We start from the raw sequence: 16976 nt of genomic DNA, 5'->3' as shown, positions 1-16976 counted from the left end.
GACGCCCATCACCCGGGGGAGCCCCCCGCCGGTGTCGCCGGGCCCCGACGGGCCGGCGTCCTGCTCGCTCAGGACCGCTCGATGTAGCGCATGGCCTCGAACCGCGTGGCCGTGCTGTCGCGGAAGAGGCCGCGCACGGCGGACGTGACGGTGGAGGAACCGGGCTTGCGCACCCCCCGCATCGACATGCAGAGGTGCTCGGCCTCGACGACGACGAGCACGCCCCGGGGTTGGAGGGTCCGTTCGATCTCGTCGGCGATCTGGGCGGTGAGCCGCTCCTGGACCTGGGGCCGCTTGGCGTAGGAGTCGACCAGGCGGGCGAGCTTGGACAGCCCGGTCACCCGACCGTCCTCGTTGGGGATGTAGGCGACGTGGGCCTTGCCGATGAACGGCACCAGGTGGTGCTCGCACATCGAGGTGAGGGCGATGTCGCGGACCATCACCATCTCGTCGTGCTCGGCCTCGAAGACGACCTTGAGGTGGGAGTCGGGTGCTTCGCGGAGGCCGGAGAAGACCTCGGCGTACATCCGGGCGACCCGCCCGGGGGTGTTGAGCAGCCCGTCGCGGTCGGGGTCCTCCCCGATGGCGACCAGGATCTCGCGCACGGCGGCCTCGATCCGGGGCAGGTCGACCGGGGGCAGGTCCGACGGGTCGGCGGCGGCGGGGACCGGGCGGGGGGCCCGGACCAGCTCGGGTTCGTCGAAGGGTGGCACGGGGAACGACCCTAGATCGTCCTGCTCCACGGGCGGGTCGACGAGTTGGTCGTTGGTCATCGCTCTGGCTCCCACGCGGGACCGGCCTGGTACCGGCTCACTCGAGGGTGGTCAGCACCCCCCGTGCCCGCTTCATTCCCGACGCCGGGGCGGGGCGGGTCGTCCGTCGACACCGAGTCGGCGCCGGCGAGGAGGTCGGCGAGCTCGGCATCGCCGAGGGTTTCGTGCTCGACGAGGGCGTCGGCGAGGCGATCGAGGGTGCTGCGGTGCAACGTGAGGATCTCGCGGGCCTCGGCGCGGGCCTCGGCGACCAACCGGGCCACTTCGGCGTCGATCGCCGCGGCCACCTCCTCGCTGTAGTCGGGCTCGCCGGCCACGTCGCGCCCGAGGAAGGGCTCCCCGCTGCGTCGCCCGAGCTGCAGGGTGCCGAGCGCGTCGCTCATCCCGTACTGGGTGACCATGGCCCGGGCGATCTCGGTGACCCGCTTGATGTCGTCGGAGGCCCCCGTCGTCGGGTCGCCGAAGATGAGCTCCTCGGCCGTCCGCCCGCCGAGGAGCATCGCCATCTGGTCGACGAGCTCGGCGCGGGTGTGCCACAGGCGGTCCTCGACCGGCAGGGCGAGCGTCCAGCCGAGGGCGCGGCCGCGCGAGACGATCGACACCCGGTGGATGGGATCGGTGTTGGGGAGCACGTGGCCGACGAGCGCGTGGCCGCTCTCGTGGTAGGCGATGATGCGCTTCTCCCGCTCGGTCATGACCCGGCTGCGCCGTTCGGGTCCGGCGAGGAGCCGGTCGATGGCCTCCTCGCACTCCGCCATCGAGATGCTGGTCTCCCCCCGGCGAGCGGCGAGGAGGGCGGCCTCGTTGAGGAGGTTGGCGAGATCGGCACCGGTGAAGCCGGGCGTGCGGCGGGCGAGGAGGCCGAGGTCGACGGCGTCGGCGAGCGGCTTGCCCTTGGCGTGCACGGCGAGGATCGCCTCGCGGCCGGTCAGGTCGGGCTGGTCGACCACGATCTGGCGGTCGAAGCGACCCGGGCGCAGCAGCGCGGGGTCGAGGATGTCGGGCCGGTTCGTGGCGGCGATCATGATCACGCCGGCGCTGACGTCGAAGCCGTCCATCTCCACGAGGAGCTGGTTGAGCGTCTGCTCGCGCTCGTCGTGACCGCCGCCGAGCCCGGCCCCCCTGTGCCGGCCGACGGCGTCGATCTCGTCGACGAAGATGATCGCCGGGGCCTCGGCCTTGGCCTGCTCGAAGAGGTTGCGCACCCGGCTGGCGCCGACCCCGACGAACATCTCGACGAAGTCGGACCCCGAGATGGAGAAGAACGGCGCCCCCGCCTCGCCGGCCACCGCCCGCGCCAGGAGCGTCTTCCCGGTGCCGGGGGGACCGAAGAGCAGGACGCCCTTGGGGATCTTGGCGCCCATGGCCATGAAGCGGTCGGGCTCGGCGAGGAAGTCGCGGATCTCGGCGAGCTCCTCGATCGCCTCGTCGCACCCGGCGACGTCGGCGAACGTGACGACGGGGAGGTCCTTCTCGGCCTTGCGGGCCTTGGTCTTGCTGAACCGACCCATGGGCCCGCCGCCACCTTGCATGCTCGTGATGAGCCACAGGAAGGCGCCGACGAGCAGCACCACCGGGAGGAGCTGGAAGAGCAGCTGGGTGAGGAGCGACTCGGCCTGGTTGTCGGTCTGGATCTCCACCCCGGCGTCGACGAGCTGGGTGGTGAGGGCCTCGGCGTAGTCGTTGGGGTAGGCGACCTCGTAGCGGGTCCCGTCGGTCAGCTCGCCCTGGACGGTGTTGTCGCGGTCCTGGATCTCGGCGGTGGCCACCTCGCCGGCGGCGATGCGCTCCTCGTACCGGACGAGGTCGATGTCGGTGCGCCCCGGCCCGCCACGGAGCGCCACGAACGCCACCACGGCGGCGAGGACGACGACGGCCACTGCGGGCACGAGCCATCGGCGCCGGGACCTGGATCTCCTGGGGGCGGGCTTCTCGGACACGGTGCGACCGAGGCTAGCGACGCCCGATCCGGTCCGAGCAGCCGGGCCCGTTCCGCTACGGACCCAGGTAGGTGCGCACCTCGCGAAGGTTGCGGTAGCGCTCGGCGACGTCGAGCCCGTAGCCGACCAGGAAGGTGTTGGGGAGCCGGAACCCGACGTAGCGCAGGTTCGGCTCCACCTTCTGCTGGCCCTCCTTGACGATCAGCGCGCAGACCTCGAGGGTGGCGGGCTGCCGGGTGGCGAGGTTCTTCAACAGGTAGTTGAGCGTGAGCCCGCTGTCGACGATGTCCTCGACCACGATCACGTCGCGCCCCGTGAGGTCGGCGTCGAGGTCTTTGACGATGCGGACGACCCCGCTGGTCTTGGTGGCGCTGCCATAAGAGGACACGGCCATGAAGTCGAGCTCGACGGGCAGGTCGACGGCGCGGGCCAGGTCGGCCATGAACATCACCGCCCCCTTCAGCACGCCGATCAACAGGGGGCGCCGACCCTGGTAGTCGACGGTGATCTCCGCGCCGAGCTGCTCGATCCGCTGCTGGAGCTCGTCGGGGCCGATGGCCAGCTCGCCGAGGTCCGGGTCGTCGGAGGGGGGCACGAGCGGCGAACGTAGCGCAGCGCCGGCGTCAGGCCCGCCCTACCCCACGGGCGGGACACCGTCGGTTCGCTCCAGCCGGAGGCGCCCCGCGGTCCTGGCCACCTTCCAACCCCCGCCCACCTGCGTGGCCCGGACCCGGCCGGCGACCACGTCGAGGACCCGGTCGACCGTCGCCGCGTCGGGGGGATGGCGGTCGGGATCGGTGGGGCGCAACCACTCCCGCAGCGCGACGCGGACCACCACCTCGGGGGCGGCCCCGAGGTCGGCGACGTCGGTGGGATCGAGGGCGCGGGCCTCCTGACGGAGGTGGTCGGCGACGGACCGCAGCAGGTCGGCCTGCCGGCCCATCACCGGGACCACGTCCCGGTCGGCGAGGTCGGCGAGCAGCGGGAGCACCTCGTGACGCACGCGGTTGCGGAGGAAGGCGGGATCGGCGTTGCCGGGGTCGGCGAAGGGCACGAGACCGTGTCGTGCGCACAGCGCCTCGGTCTCACGGCGGCGCAGCGCCAGGATCGGATGGCGGGGACCGGGGCGCATGCCGGACAGACCGTCGAGCCCGGCGCCGCGCAACAGGTTCACGAGGATCGTCTCGGCCTGGTCGTCGGCGGTGTGGCCGAGGGCGCAGTCGGGGCCGAGGGCGCGGTGGCGCGCCCGACGGGCCCGGGCCTCGAGGTTCGGCCCCGCGTCGACCTGCACCCGCTCGGCCCGGAAGGCGGCGCCCAGCCCGGCGGCGACGGAGCGCACGAGATCGGCCTCGTCGCCCGAGCCGGGGCGCAGGCCGTGGTCGACGTGGACGGCGGTCACCACGCACTCCGCGGCGACGGCCAGGACGAGCAGGGCGAGCGAGTCGGCCCCGCCCGAGACCCCGCACACGAGCGCCGTGCCCGGCGGGGGGAAGCGGCAACGTCCGAGCAGCTCGGGCTCGGCCGGGCGTGCCACCGGGTCAGCCGGCGGCGGGGAGCAACGCGTCGATCCGCTCGATCCAGAGGCGGGGCTCGCGGATCTCGGCCCGGCTGGGCAGGTTGGCCGGTGCCTCCCAGGCCCGGTTGAGGAAGTCCTGGCCGCCGTGGGCCTCGACCGCCTCGATGAACGCCTCGCCCTGGGCGTACTGCTCGAGCTTGGCCTCGAGGCCGATGAGCTGTTGGAGGAGCTTGGCCAGGCCGGTGGCGGACTGGCGGCGCTGGCGCAGCACCCGCCCGAACCGCTCGGCGCTCGGCACGAGCTCGGTGCCGGCGCGGTCCATGGTGACGTCGCCGTGGCCCTCGAGCAGGCTCATCAACCCGCCCACCTGGTCGAGGACGGCGCGCTGCTCGGGGCCGGCGAGGAGCGTCATGACACCGCCGTCGGCGAGCGGGTTGCGGCCCTGGCGCACGGCGGTGACGAGCTGGTCGAGGGCGCCGAACAGGCGATCGGGATCGGGTTCGACGGCGTCGAGGGTCTGGTGGACGAGCCCGATGAAGTGCTCACGGAGCCACGGGACACCGGTGAACTGCGCCCGGTGGGTGACCTCGTGGAGGGCCAGCCACATGCGGAACTCCGCCGGCGGGAAGCCGTACTGCTTCTCGAGGGCCAGGACGTTGGGACCGACGTAGTACACGAGGTCCTGGTCGAGGGGCCGCTCCTCCTCGATCACCAGGAGGTCGTACTGGCCGAGGACCCGGGTGCTCATCCAACCGAGCACCAGGCCCAGCTCGGCTCCCGCGAAGCGCGACGTGACCGGGAGCAGCGGGCTCGACCCCACCCGCTCGCCGAACCGGTCGAGCAACGGGCGCAACAGCCGTTGGAACGACGCCAGGTTGGCGCGGATCCACCCTTCGCGGTCGGTGACCCGGGACCGGGCGGGGCCGGCGAGGGACCGCAGCCCGGTCTCGGAGGCGACGAGGTCCTCGGCGCGCGCCGTGTACTCGGCGAAGTCGGGGGCGAGGGAGTCGTAGTGGTACGACTCGGCGAAGGGGTCGCGGCCGCAGCGGCGGACGGCGACCCGTTCGGCGAACGCCCAGTCGACGGCGCCGGCCACGGTCAGCTCACCGCTTGGGGTACTTGGGGACGACGACCTTCATCACGTACATGGCCAGGATGCCGGCGACGAGGAGGATGGTGCCGAGGACCAGCGCCACCGAGATCCAGAAGGTCCAGACGACGCCCAGTGCGAGTTCCATGGCGGGGATCCTAGAACGACCGGGCCGAGGGTCAGAATGCGGCGGCGGGGGCGTCGCCGCCGGTGTCGTCGGTCGCCAGCGCGGTGAGGGTCTGGGTGATCCGCAGCCGCAGGGCGTCGGGCACCTCCTCGACGGCCCGGGTGCTGACCACGATGCGCAGCTCGGCCTCGAAGTCGAAGATCTCGACGCACGGGTTGCAGCTCTCCAGGTGCGAGGCGATCGCGGACCGCTTGGCGTCGGTGAGCTCACCGTCGAGGAAGGTGTAGAGCTCGGCGAGCGCCTGCTCGCAGGGGGAGGGCTGGTCGTGATCGTGATCGTGATCGGCCATGCTCAGTCGACGTCCGTGGGGATCGAGGCGGTGGGGGCGGGTTCTCTCGGCTCGGGGGCGTCCGTGGGCCCCGGGGGGGGCGCATCGGTGAGTCCACGGGCCAGTGCGAACTCGTACAACTGCTTCTGGAGGCCTTTTCTTCCCCGGTGCAACCGGCTCATCACGGTGCCGATCGGGATGTCGAGGATCTCGGCGATCTCCTTGTAGGAGAACCCGTCGACGTCGGCGAGCAGGACGGCGATCCGGAACTGCTCGGGGAGCGCTTCGAGGGCGTCCTTCACCTCGACGTCGGTGAACCAGTCCATGAGCTCGTCCTCGGCGCTGCGACCGGCCTGCGCCGCCTCGAGGCCGCCGAGACGGCGGTACAGGTACAGGTCCTCGACCTCGTCGAGCTCGGTCTCGTCGGGCCGTCGCTTCTTCGACCGGTAGGAGTTGATGAAGGTGTTGGTGAGGATGCGGTAGAGCCAGGCCTTGAGGTTGGTGCCCTGCTGGAAGCCGCCGAAACCGCGGTAGGCCTTCAGGTAGGTCTCCTGGACGAGGTCCTCGGCGTCGGCGGGGTTGCGGGTCATGCGCATGGCCGCGCCGTACAACGCGGGCATGTACTCCATCGCCTGCTCCGCGAACTCCGCCTGGTCGGCCACCGGACCGTTCTACCAGCGAATCCCCCCGGTCACCCGGCGTCGACGGGGTCCCGCGGCGGGGTGGGTAGCGTCACGACGATGGGACTCGCCACCGAGCTCGGCTACCGGCACCGGCCGCCGAACGCCTTCCAGCGCCTCAACCAGCGCCTCGGCGCCACCCGCCCCGGGGCGTGGACCTTCTCGAAGGCCCTTCCCCCGCTCGACCGGATCGTCCACCGGGTGAGCAAGGGGGCGACCAGCCTCCCCGCCGTGCTGGCCGGACTGCCGGTGCTGATGGTCACCACGACCGGCCGGCGCAGCGGCGCCCCCCGCCTGACCCCGCTGATCTCGGTGCCCGTCGGCGACGACCTGGCGCTGCTGGGCACGAACTTCGGGCAGTCCCGGACGCCGGCGTGGGTGCACAACCTCGAGGCCGACCCGCACGCCACGGTGGAGTTCCGTGGGCGCGCGGTGGCGGCGACGGCGCGCCCCGCCACCGACGCCGAGCGGGCCTCGGTATGGGCCGCGTCGGCGAGCATCTACGGCGGCTACGGCACGTACCAGCAGCGCGTGACCGACCGCGAGATCCGGATCTTCGTGCTCGAGGCCACCCGGCCGCCCGAGCGCTCCTGAAACCGGGGGGCGAGGCGCCCCACTAACCTGCCGGCGTGAACATCGGGTTCCAGGAGTCCGCCTTCTTCGTGGCCGCGCTGGCGACGCTCGGCCTGGCCGTCTTCTGCCTCGTCGACGTGGTCCGGCGCCCGAAGCACACGTTCAAGGCGATCGACCACAACAAGATGCTGTGGGTCATCGTCACCGTCGTCGCCCCGGTGGCGTGCTGGCCGGCCAGCCTGGCCCTGTCGATCTTCTACCTGCGCAAGGTTCGCCCCGAGCTGGCCGCGGTCTGACCGACCCCTGGAGCCCGAGAGGAGAATCGAACTCCTGACCTGCTCATTACGAGTGAGCTGCTCTGCCGTCTGAGCTACCCGGGCGGGTCCGGCGATGGTAGCGCCGTGGGCGGGCGGACCGAACCGCGAACCGCGGCGGGTTCACCGCGCCCGGAGGCGGCCCAGCCGGACGAGGAGCGCGACGAGCTGCAGGCGCTCGTTGGGGTTGCGGACCAGTTCGTCGGCCAGCGCGGTGATCGCCGCGATCGCCTCCATCGCCGCGCCGGGTCGCTCGGAGGCGGCCATCGTGTCGCGGTACCGACGCGCCAGCTCGGTGAACCCGGCCCGCAGCTCGTCGGTGCGGTAGCGCCGCTCCTCGCGCTTGTGGCGGGCCACCATCTCGGTCCGCCCCGCTCCCCGCTCCCCCGTCGCGGCGACCCGTTCCTCGAGCTGGGCGAGCTCGGCCTGGTGGGCCTCGGCCAGCGTGGCCATGGCGTCGGCGATCATGGCCAGCAGCTCGTCGGCCACCACGACGGCCGTGCCACCGCTGCCGTCGAGACGGTCGGGCACGGCGTGCCAGGCCTGACGACGCAGCGACAGCCGCTCGTCGACCGCCAACAGCCGGGCGCGGCGCAGGTCGCCGACGGCGACCCGGGCGGCGTCGGCGGCCCGCGCCGGGTCGACCCCTTCGGCGACCAGCCGCTCGACGATGGCCGGCTCGGGCACCGGGCCGAGGTCGACGCGCACGCACCGGCTGGCGATCGTGACCAGGTCGGGGGTGAGGCGGTCGGCGAGGACGAGGAAGACGGTCCCCTCCGGCGGCTCCTCGATCGACTTGAGCAGCTTCGGTCCGGCCGTCGTGACGAGGTGGAACTCGTCGAGCACCAGCACCTTCGGGCCACCCTCCACGGACGCCCGGGACGCCCGGCCGATGATCTCGTCGGCCTGCTCGACGCTGATCGACGCCCCCGTCCGTTCGACGACGTTGAGGTCGGGGTGGGCCTCGGCCAGCGCCAGCGTGGCGTGACGGACGGCCTCGTCGCCGGTGTGGCCACGAGCGAGCAGGGCCGCCGCGAACGCCCGGGCCAGGGCCCGCTTCCCGCTGCCCCGGGGCCCGACGAGGAGGTAGGCGTGCACCGGTGACGCCACCGCGGCCCGGAGCTCGGCGACCGCGGCGGCCTGGCCGATCACGTCGCCCCAGACGTCGGGACCGGTCCCGTCGGCGGTCAGGGGTTCGGAGCCGCTCACCCGGGGAGTTGTAGCCGCTCGCGCACGGCGGCGTTCACGGCGTCACGCACCTCGTCGACGGGACGGGACCCGTCGAGCACGACCCACCGGTCGGGATCGGCCTCGGCCTGACGACGGAAGCCGTCGGCCACGGCGGCGTGGAACGACGCGCCGGCGGCCTCCATCCGGTCGAGGTCGCCCCCGAGGCGCTCGGCGGCGACCGCCGCCGGCACCTCGAGCAGCACGACGAGGTCGGGCCACACCCCGTCGACCGCGAACGCCGACAGCCGGCGGATCTCGTCGGCACCGAGGCCCCGCCCGTAGCCCTGGTAGGCGATCGAGGAGCCGGCGAAGCGGTCCGAGACGACGTGGCGACCCTGCACCAACGCGGGGCGCACCACCTCGGCGACGTGCTGAGCCCGATCGGCGGCCATGACGAGCGCCTCGGCCCTGGGGTCGAGGCCGACGGTGTCGGGCGACAAGGCGAGCCCGCGCAGCACCGACCCGATCGTCGTGCCGCCCGGTTCACGGGTGAGCACCGCGCCCAGGGCGTCGGCCAGCAACGCCGCCTGGGTGCTCTTCCCGCACGCCTCGCCGCCCTCGAAGGCCACGAAGCGACCCCGGGTCGCTTCGGTGCTCACGGACGGGAGTACCGCGACGGGTGCGACGACGCCCGGGCGCGCAGGATGCGCTCACCGGCGCGGAGGGCCGTCCACGCCGCCACGCCGGCGCCGATGATGATCGCCGAGGCCAGCCAGAGGGCGAGGCGGACCCCCGGCACCGGGATCGTGACGCCGAGCAGGGTGACCTCGCCGCCGACGAGGGCGGTCGACATCCGCCCCAGCAGCGCCGCCACGAGCGGCCCGACCACCATCGACACCAGCACGCACAGTCTCACGAGCGTGTTGAGCGAGCTGAAGACGCGGCCCCGCTTGTCGTCGGGGACCGCGGTCTGCAGCATCGAGAAGCCGAGCACGTAGACCGGCCCCACCGAGACGCCCATGAGGAAGACGAACGCCGCCGCCACGGGCAGCGTCGAGGAGGAGGCCGCGGCGAACAGCGCCAGGCCGGCGGCGAACAGCGAGGTGGTGAAGACCCGTCCGGCCGGGAGCCGCTTCTGCAGCAACGACACCCCCACGGCCCCGACGGCGACCCCGAACCCGAGGGCGGTGATGAACAGGCCGTAGCCGGCGGCGCCGGCGCCGAGCACCTCGGCGGAGAACACGGCACCGAGCGGGATCAGCATCCCGCCGCCGATGAGCCCACAGGCCAGGCCGAGGTTGACGGCCCGGACGGTGTGGTTGTCGAGGATCTCCCGCCAGCCCTCGCGGAGCTCGCCGAGGGTGCGGCGCAGCGCCGCCTTGATCTCGCGCTTCTCGGAACCGGCCACCGCCCGGGTCCGCATGGTCTCGGGGTCCGGGGGAGGTGTCTGGCCGAACGTCAGGCGGTGGATCATCCACGCCGAGAAGAGGAACGTGAACGCATCCACGACGAAGGCCAGCGCCACCTGGTCGCTGTCGAGGAAGGCCAGCGCCGGGACGTCGCCCAGCCACACCGAGACGGCGGCCAGCAGGGCGAACAGCGCGCTGGCGAAGGGGAACGTGCCGTAGGCGGCCGCCAGCGACAGCGAGTTGGCCGTCGTGAGGTGGTCGTGGGGCACGAGGTTCGGCACCTCGGCGTCCTTGGCCGGTGACCAGAGCAGCGTGAACACCTCGAGCAGCAGGGAGGCGATCACCAGCCCGACGATGGAGTCGACGAAGAGCAACGAGGCCAGCACCACCGCCCGGCCCACGTCGCAGGCGACCATGACCTTCTTGCGGTCCCAGCGGTCGACGAGCACACCGGCGACGGGACCGAAGAAGAACCCGGGGATGATGCGGGCGGCCATCACGAGCGACACCGCACCTGCGCCGGCGGTGCCGCCGATGCGGGTGGCCAGCACGATGATGGCGGAGAAGCCGAGCCAGTCACCGGTCGCCGAGACGACCTGGACGAGCCACAGGCGGAAGAACTCGTGGGAGCCGAAGAGCCGGACGTGCCATCCCGGTCGGTCGTTCGATGCCGCCGGGAAGACGGATCCGGTGTCGGCGTGGTCCGAGGTCACCACCGCGCCGTCGGGACCGCCGCGCTCGGCGGTGGCGTCGTCCCCGTGCTCGGGGTCGTCGGGGAGGCCCGGCTCGGGGCGCGGCACGGCCACCGGCAAACCCTAGAACCCGCGGGTCGTCCGGCCCTGGTACCTCGACGGGCCCGTCGCCGCCGGTCAGCCCCGGGGCGGCGGCTTCGCGGAGGCCCGCTTGCGACCCGTGGCCTTCACCGTGCGCCCGACGGTGGAGGAGATCCCGTCGCCGGTCGTCGCCCCGGCCCGCGCCCGACCCGACGTCGTGGTCGCCTTCTTCGCCGGCTTCTTCGCGGTCTTCTTCGCGGTCTTCTTCGCCGGCTTCTTGCCCACCTCGCCGTTGGCGACCGCGTCCCGTCGCATCTGCAACAGCTCGGCCCCCCGCTCGGGGCTGAGGCTGGCCGGCTCGTCGCCGACTCGCAGCGAGGCGTTGGTCTCGCCGTCGGTGACGTAGGGGCCGAAGCGCCCGTCCTTCACCACCATCTGGGCACCGGTCACCGGGTCGGGACCGAGCTCGGCCAGCGGGGGCTTCGGGGCCGCCCGGCCCCGGCGCTTGGGCTCGGCGAAGAGCCGGAGCGCCTCGTCGAGTGTGACCGAGAAGATGTCCTCCTCGGTAGCGAGGCTCCGGCTGTCCTTGCCGTCGTCGCCCTTGGTGAGGTACGGACCGAACTTGCCGTTCTGGGCCCGGATCTCGTCGCCGTCGGGGGCGACGCCCACGACCCGGGGCATCGACAGGAGCCGCAGCGCGTCGTCGAGGGCGACCTCGTGGGGGTCCATGGCGGCGAAGAGCGACGCCCGCTTCGGCTTGCCGTCGGGTGCCTCGTCGACCTCGCCGAGCTGGACGTAGGGGCCGAACTTCCCGTTCAGCACCAACACGGCCAGGCCGGTGTCGGGGTCGGTGCCGATGACCTTGCCGCCCTTCGGCATGGACAGCAGCTCCAGCGCGCGGGCGGCGTCGAGGTCGGCGGGAGGGAGGTCGTCGGGGATGCTCGCCGTGTCCGTGCCCCGCTGGACGTACGGTCCGAACCTGCCGGGCTTGGCGATGATCGTGACACCGTTCGGGTCCTCGCCGATGGGGAACGAGTTGATGGCGGCGGCATCGATCTCCGGGAGGCGGTCGGTGACCAGGTCGCGCAGGCCGCCGTGGCGCTCGCCGTCGACGCCGACGGGGCCGAAGTAGAAGTCCTCGAGCGTGGGGACCATCTCCGCACTGCCCGCGGAGATGGCGTCGAGGACCTCCTCGAGGTCGCGGGTGAAGCCGTAGTCGACGAGCTCGGCGAAGTGCTGCTCGAGCATCGTGGTGACGGCGAAGGCCGTCCAGCTCGGCACCAGCGCCGAGCCCTTCTTCCAGACGTAGCCGCGGTTCTGGATGGTCTCCATGATCGAGGCGTACGTCGACGGCCGACCGACACCGAGCTCCTCGAGGCGGGCCACGAGGCTGGCCTCGGTGAAGCGGGCCGGTGGCTTGGTCGAGTGGCCCTCGGCGGAGAGGTCGGTGGCGTCGAGGGCGTCGCCCGGGGTGAGGGCGGGGAGCCGGCGCTCCTCGTCGTCGTCGCTGCGCCACTCCTCCACCTGCATCCAGCCCCGGTCGGTGATCACCGTGCCGGCCGCCGAGAACTCGGCGTCGCGACCGGAGGCGGTGACGGCCCCGAGGCGCACCGTGACGGTCTCGCCGACGGCGTCGTTCATCTGGCTGGCCACGGTGCGGCGCCAGATGAGCTCGTAGAGGCGGGCCAGGCCGGGCTGGCCCAGCTCACGGGCCACCTCCTCGGGGGCGCGGAAGGTGTCCCCCGCCGGACGGATGGCCTCGTGGGCCTCCTGGGCGTTGGCCACCTTCTTGGCGTGCGAGCGGGGTGACGGGGGGACCGACCCGACACCGAAGCGCTCGGTGGCCGCCGCCCGGGCCGCGGCCACCGCGGCGTCCGACAACGCCGTGGAGTCGGTCCGCATGTAGGTGATGTAGCCGTCCTGGTACAGGCTCTGGGCCATCGACATGACCTGCTTCGCCGAGATCCGCAGCGCCCGGCCGGCGGACTGCTGCAGCGTGGAGGTGATGAAGGGAGCGAAGGGACGCTTGCGGTAGGGCTTGGACTCCACGGAGCGGGTGACGAAGGCCGCCGGCTCGAGCTCGGCGGCGAGGGCACGTGCGTCGTCCTCGCCGAGCACGACGCGATCGTCCCGGGTGAGCTGCCCCTGTAACGAGAAGTCGCCGCCCGATGCCAGGCGGGTGCCGTCGAGGGCGACGAGCTTGGCTCCGAACGAGGTCGACTCGGCGGTGCCGGCGGCCGCGAAGGTGCCCTCGAGGTCCCAGTAGCCGGCGGCGACGAACGCCATGATCTCCCGTTCGCGCTCGACGACGAGACGCGTGGCCACGCTCTGCACACGCCCTGCGGAGAGGCCGGGGTTGACCTTCTTCCAGGCCACCTCCGACACGTCGTAGCCGTAGAGCCGGTCGAGGAGGCGGCGGGTCTCCTGCGCGTCGACCATGCGGTTGTCGAGCTCGCGGGGGTGCTCGAAGGCCTCCCGGATCGCGGGGGCGGTGATCTCGTGGAACACCATGCGGTGCACCGGCATGGTCTGCGGCGGCTTGAGCACCTCGAGGAGGTGCCAGGCGATGGCCTCGCCCTCGCGATCCTCATCGGTGGCGAGGTACAGCGAGTCGGCCCCCTTGAGCGCCCGGCGGAGATCGGCGATCACGCTCTTCTTGTTCTCCGGCACCACGTAGTAGGCCTTGAAGCCGTTGTCGGTGTCGATGGCGAGGCGGGCCCAGCGCTCCTTCTGGACGGCCGGCGGCAGTTCCTTGGCCCGCCGGGCGAGGTCGCGGACGTGGCCGATCGACGCCATCACCGTGGGCGCGGCGGCCACCTGGGCGTCGTCGCCCAGGAAGGCTTGGATCTTCTTCGCCTTTGCCGGCGACTCGACGATGACCAGGGGTCCTGCCATGGCGCAAAGGTTGGGAGCACGGCGCCGCTGCTGTCAATGCGCCCCCCGCAACGTCGGCCCACGGGATCCCCCTTCGGGGGATCCCGGCGATCTCGACCGAGCAGCTCCGCAGCGACGCCGAGGGACCGGAGGGCCGTCGGCGTCGGGCCTAGGCTCGTGCGATGGCCCCACGTGCGACAGAACCCGGATCGGTCGACGCCGACGACCCGGTGGTCGACGACGAGGGCCGTCGACCGTGGGGCTCCTACGTCGTGCTCGACGACGGGTCCGACGCCAAGGTCAAGCGCATCACCGTCGATCCCGGCCGTCGCCTGTCACTCCAACGCCACCACCGCAGGGCCGAGCACTGGGTCGTCGTCAGGGGCGAGGCGACCGTCACCCTCGGCGATCGAGAGCTCACCGTGGCCCCGGGGGGCAGCGTCGACATCCCCGTGGGCACGGCCCACCGGGTGGCCAACGACGGCGACGGACCGCTGGTCTTCGTCGAGGTCCAGCTCGGCGACTACTTCGGCGAGGACGACATCGTCCGTCTGGCCGACGACTACGGTCGGGCCGACTGAGACGCCGCCGGGCGTCATCGCCGTCCCACTGCAAGGGCCCTCTCGTGGACTTCGCTCTCAGCCCCCGCGCCGCCGACCTGCAGGAGCGCCTGCTGGCCTTCATGGACGAACGGGTCTACCCGGCCGAGCCCGTGTTCGCCGAGGCCATGCACGCCTCGGGCGACCCCCACTTCCACCCGCCGGTGATGGAGGAACTCAAGGCCGAGGCACGCGAGCGGGGCCTGTGGAACCTCTTCCTGCCCCGGGTGACGCCCTGGACCCCCGACCCGGTGTCGAACACCGACTACGCGCCGCTCGCCGAGATCACCGGGCGGAGCCCCCTCGGACCGGAGGCGGTCAACTCGGCGGCGCCGGACACCGGCAACATGGAGATCCTCTCGATGTTCGGCACCCCCGAGCAACAGGAGCAGTGGTTGGTCCCCCTCCTGGCGGGCGAGATCCGGTCGTGCTTCGCCATGACCGAGCCCGACGTGGCATCGAGCGACGCCCGCAACATCGAGCTGTCCATCCGACGCGAGGGCGACGAGTACGTCCTGAACGGCCGGAAGTGGTGGATCTCGGGCGCGGCCAACCCCCGTTGCCGGGTGGCGATCGTGATGGGCAAGACCGATCCGGACGCCCCGACCTACACCCAGCAGTCCATGGTGCTCGTCCCGATGGACACGCCCGGGCTGACCGTGGTCCGGGACCTGCTGGTGTTCGGCTACAACGACCGTGAGGGCCACTGCGAGCTGCACTTCGACGACGTGCGGGTGCCGATCGCCAACCTGCTCGGCGAGGAGGGCGGGGGGTTCGCACTGGCCCAGGCCCGTCTCGGCCCGGGGCGCATCCACCACTGCATGCGCTGCATCGGGATCGCGGAACGGGCCCTCGAGCTGATGTGCCGGCGGGTCGCCGACCGGGTGGCGTTCGGGAAGCGCCTCGCCGAGCAGGGCGTGATCCAGGAGTGGATCGCCGACAGCCGCATCGAGATCGAGCAGGCGAGGCTCCTCACGATGAAGGCGGCATGGCTCATGGACACGGTCGGCAACAAGGGGGCCCGCGTGGAGATCTCCGCCATCAAGGTGGTTGCCCCCAACACCGCGCTGCGGGTCGTCGACCGGGCCATCCAGGCCCACGGCGGCGGCGGCGTGTCCCAGGACTTCCCGCTCGCCGCCATGTGGGCGGGCCTGCGCACGCTGCGGTTCGCGGACGGGCCGGACGAGGTCCACCGCATGCAGCTCGCCCGGCGCGAGCTGCGCCCTCACCTCGAGGCGCCTGGGGAGCCCACCTCCGCCGACCTGGGCGTGGCCCGGTGAGCATCGCTTTCCGCCCCGGCCCGGGCCACCGACGCCGCCCGCGCTGACGGGACCACAGTGGGCGTCCTGGTCGGCAACCGGTCCCGCGAGCGCACGCGCGAGGCCGCCGGGTACGCCATCGCCGTCCTCGGCGCCTTCGGCGTCACGGCTGTGCTCTCGGTGTTCAGCTCACCCCGGGAGTTCTTCGCGGGGGCCTGGTACCTGCTCGTCGTGATCGTGGCCGCCCTGATCGGCGGCTGGAAGGCGGGAGCCCTGGCCCTCGGCGCCGCCTGCGCCGGGTTGATCTGGGGGGTCCTCCCCCCGAGGCGCGACCTGGCGCTCGAATCGAGCGCAGACGCCGCGGCCCTGGCCGCCTTCGTCGCGATGGCCGTCATCGTGATCCTGCTCGTGCGCTCCCGCGACGGCGCGCGGCGGCTCGCCGAGGAGCGCAGCTTCCGGAGCGAGCACCTCTCGCAGCTCGCGGGTGACCTGGCCCTCGCCACCGGACCGGACGAGGTGATCCAGACCTCGCTGCACTGGTGCCGAGACTCCCTCGGCGCGTCGAGGACGCTGTTGACCCTCACCAGCGGTGTCGACGGGCGAGGACCGAGAGAGGAGTGGTGGTCGGGCGGGAGCCCGGTCGACGACGTCCTGCGCCGCCGGGTCGATCTGCTGTTCGACCGAGGCGGCACGCTGCTCGACGAGGCCGGGATCATCGCCGCCCGGCTCGCGGCCCCGGCCGGGCCGGTGGGGGTCCTCGTCGCGGACCTCGGTGCCGATCGACCGCTCGACGCCGAGGACGAGGAGTCGCTCTCGATCGCCACGGCCACGATCGCCCAGGCCTACGCCCGCGCCCAGCTCCGCGACCGCGAGCGGGCCGTGGCCGAGCAGCTCCAGCAGTCGCTGCTCCCGACCCGACTCCCGACGGTCCCCGGTCTCTCGATGCGCAGCTGGTTCCACCCCGCGCTCGGCAACACCGTCGCCGGTGACTTCCTCGACGTCATCGTCGAGGGCGACCGGTGGATGGCGATCGTGGGCGACGCCTGCGGCAAGGGGGTCCGCGCCGCGTCCGCAGCCTCGGCCGCCCGCCACACGTTCCGGGCGGCGGCGCTCGACGGGAAGGACGTGGCGACCACCGCCCACCTGATCGACCGGGCGGTGGCCGCGCTGCAGGACCAGGACATGTTCTGCACCGCGGTGCTCGTCGAGGGCCGTGAGGGGGACCCGGGCCTGCGGCTGGTGGTGGCGGGCCACCCCCGGCCGGTCGTCGTCCGCAGCTCCGGCGACCTCGAGGAGGTGGGGGCGGACGGCTCGCTCCTCGGGGTCTTCGCCGACGCCAGGGTCGAGACCGTGTCGATCGACCTCGCAACAGGCGAGACGCTGGTGCTCTACACGGACGGGCTGAGCGACGTCCCCACCGGGGGCCTCGACGTCGCCTCGATGCTGCACGGCGTCGGCCCGGACGACCTCGACACTCGTCTCGCCGAGTTGCGTTCGCCCGGCGGCGCCGACGACGTCGCCGTGCTGGCCATCACCCGCCTGGCCCGGTGA

At 72.7% G+C, this 16976-nt stretch carries 16 protein-coding genes and 1 tRNA gene; 5 read left to right on the top strand and 12 right to left on the bottom strand.

Annotation, left to right across the window (positions count from 1 at the left end; all coding sequences use genetic code 11):
* Nucleotides 1-68: 68 nt before the first annotated feature.
* The 7 genes from folE to MUE36_10855 form a co-directional block, all read right to left on the bottom strand.
* Nucleotides 69-773: a GTP cyclohydrolase I FolE gene (gene folE / locus MUE36_10885; protein ID MCU0311432.1), complete on the bottom strand. Its 705-nt coding sequence runs from the start codon at nt 771-773 to the stop codon at nt 69-71.
* Nucleotides 770-2617 (bottom strand): ATP-dependent zinc metalloprotease FtsH, encoded by a 1848-nt coding sequence (gene ftsH / locus MUE36_10880; GenBank protein ID MCU0311431.1) that lies wholly within the window; start codon nt 2615-2617, stop codon nt 770-772. The genes folE and ftsH overlap by 4 nt, the downstream gene beginning before the upstream one ends.
* A gap of 151 nt (nt 2618-2768) precedes the next feature.
* Complete coding sequence (gene hpt, locus MUE36_10875) at nt 2769-3308, bottom strand: hypoxanthine phosphoribosyltransferase (GenBank protein MCU0311430.1); 540 nt, start codon at nt 3306-3308, stop codon at nt 2769-2771.
* Nucleotides 3309-3347: 39 nt separating this feature from the next.
* Nucleotides 3348-4247 carry a tRNA lysidine(34) synthetase TilS gene (tilS, locus tag MUE36_10870; GenBank protein MCU0311429.1) on the bottom strand — a complete coding sequence of 300 codons (900 nt, stop codon included), beginning with the start codon at nt 4245-4247 and terminating at the stop codon, nt 3348-3350.
* Between the two features lie 4 nt (nt 4248-4251).
* Nucleotides 4252-5325, bottom strand: coding sequence for a zinc-dependent metalloprotease (locus tag MUE36_10865; protein MCU0311428.1), 1074 nt, complete (start codon nt 5323-5325; stop codon nt 4252-4254).
* Between the two features lie 173 nt (nt 5326-5498).
* Nucleotides 5499-5795 carry a mycothiol system anti-sigma-R factor gene (gene rsrA / locus MUE36_10860; GenBank protein ID MCU0311427.1) on the bottom strand — a complete coding sequence of 99 codons (297 nt, stop codon included), beginning with the start codon at nt 5793-5795 and terminating at the stop codon, nt 5499-5501.
* Between the two features lie 2 nt (nt 5796-5797).
* Entirely contained in the window at nt 5798-6403 is a 606-nt protein-coding gene (locus MUE36_10855) for a sigma-70 family RNA polymerase sigma factor (GenBank protein MCU0311426.1), read from the bottom strand.
* A 111-nt stretch (nt 6404-6514) separates the two neighbouring features.
* Between MUE36_10855 and MUE36_10850 the strand changes: the two genes are divergently transcribed.
* On the top strand, nt 6515-7048 hold the full coding sequence (locus MUE36_10850; GenBank protein MCU0311425.1) for a nitroreductase family deazaflavin-dependent oxidoreductase: 534 nt from the start codon (nt 6515-6517) through the stop codon (nt 7046-7048).
* 35 nt (nt 7049-7083) lie between these two features.
* Nucleotides 7084-7323 carry a DUF2516 family protein gene (locus tag MUE36_10845; GenBank protein ID MCU0311424.1) on the top strand — a complete coding sequence of 80 codons (240 nt, stop codon included), beginning with the start codon at nt 7084-7086 and terminating at the stop codon, nt 7321-7323.
* A gap of 8 nt (nt 7324-7331) precedes the next feature.
* Here the strand turns inward: MUE36_10845 and MUE36_10840 are convergent.
* The 5 genes from MUE36_10840 to topA all read right to left on the bottom strand — a co-directional run bounded on the left by MUE36_10840 (nt 7332) and on the right by topA (nt 13588).
* Nucleotides 7332-7407, bottom strand: a tRNA-Thr gene (locus MUE36_10840).
* A gap of 57 nt (nt 7408-7464) precedes the next feature.
* On the bottom strand, nt 7465-8550 hold the full coding sequence (locus tag MUE36_10835; GenBank protein ID MCU0311423.1) for an AAA family ATPase: 1086 nt from the start codon (nt 8548-8550) through the stop codon (nt 7465-7467).
* A complete protein-coding gene (gene tmk, locus MUE36_10830; GenBank protein ID MCU0311422.1) occupies nt 8547-9170 on the bottom strand; it encodes a dTMP kinase in 624 nt (207 codons plus the stop codon). Before tmk ends, MUE36_10835 begins: the two co-directional genes overlap by 4 nt.
* Nucleotides 9167-10726 (bottom strand): MFS transporter, encoded by a 1560-nt coding sequence (locus MUE36_10825; protein ID MCU0311421.1) that lies wholly within the window; start codon nt 10724-10726, stop codon nt 9167-9169. Before MUE36_10825 ends, tmk begins: the two co-directional genes overlap by 4 nt.
* Before the next feature lie 63 nt (nt 10727-10789).
* A complete protein-coding gene (topA, locus tag MUE36_10820; GenBank protein MCU0311420.1) occupies nt 10790-13588 on the bottom strand; it encodes a type I DNA topoisomerase in 2799 nt (932 codons plus the stop codon).
* A gap of 161 nt (nt 13589-13749) precedes the next feature.
* Between topA and MUE36_10815 the strand changes: the two genes are divergently transcribed.
* Genes MUE36_10815 through MUE36_10805 form a run of 3 tightly spaced genes read left to right on the top strand, consistent with a single transcriptional unit; the run spans nt 13750 to nt 16976 of the window.
* A complete protein-coding gene (locus MUE36_10815) occupies nt 13750-14148 on the top strand; it encodes a phosphomannose isomerase type II C-terminal cupin domain (GenBank protein MCU0311419.1) in 399 nt (132 codons plus the stop codon).
* A gap of 44 nt (nt 14149-14192) precedes the next feature.
* A complete protein-coding gene (locus MUE36_10810) occupies nt 14193-15446 on the top strand; it encodes an acyl-CoA dehydrogenase family protein (protein ID MCU0311418.1) in 1254 nt (417 codons plus the stop codon).
* A gap of 57 nt (nt 15447-15503) precedes the next feature.
* Complete coding sequence (locus MUE36_10805; protein ID MCU0311417.1) at nt 15504-16976, top strand: SpoIIE family protein phosphatase; 1473 nt, start codon at nt 15504-15506, stop codon at nt 16974-16976.

The organism is Acidimicrobiales bacterium, from assembly GCA_025455885.1.
In the GTDB taxonomy this organism is placed as follows: Bacteria; Actinomycetota; Acidimicrobiia; order Acidimicrobiales; family Acidimicrobilacustridaceae; genus Rhabdothermincola_A.
This window is presented reverse-complemented; position numbering and strand designations above follow the sequence as displayed.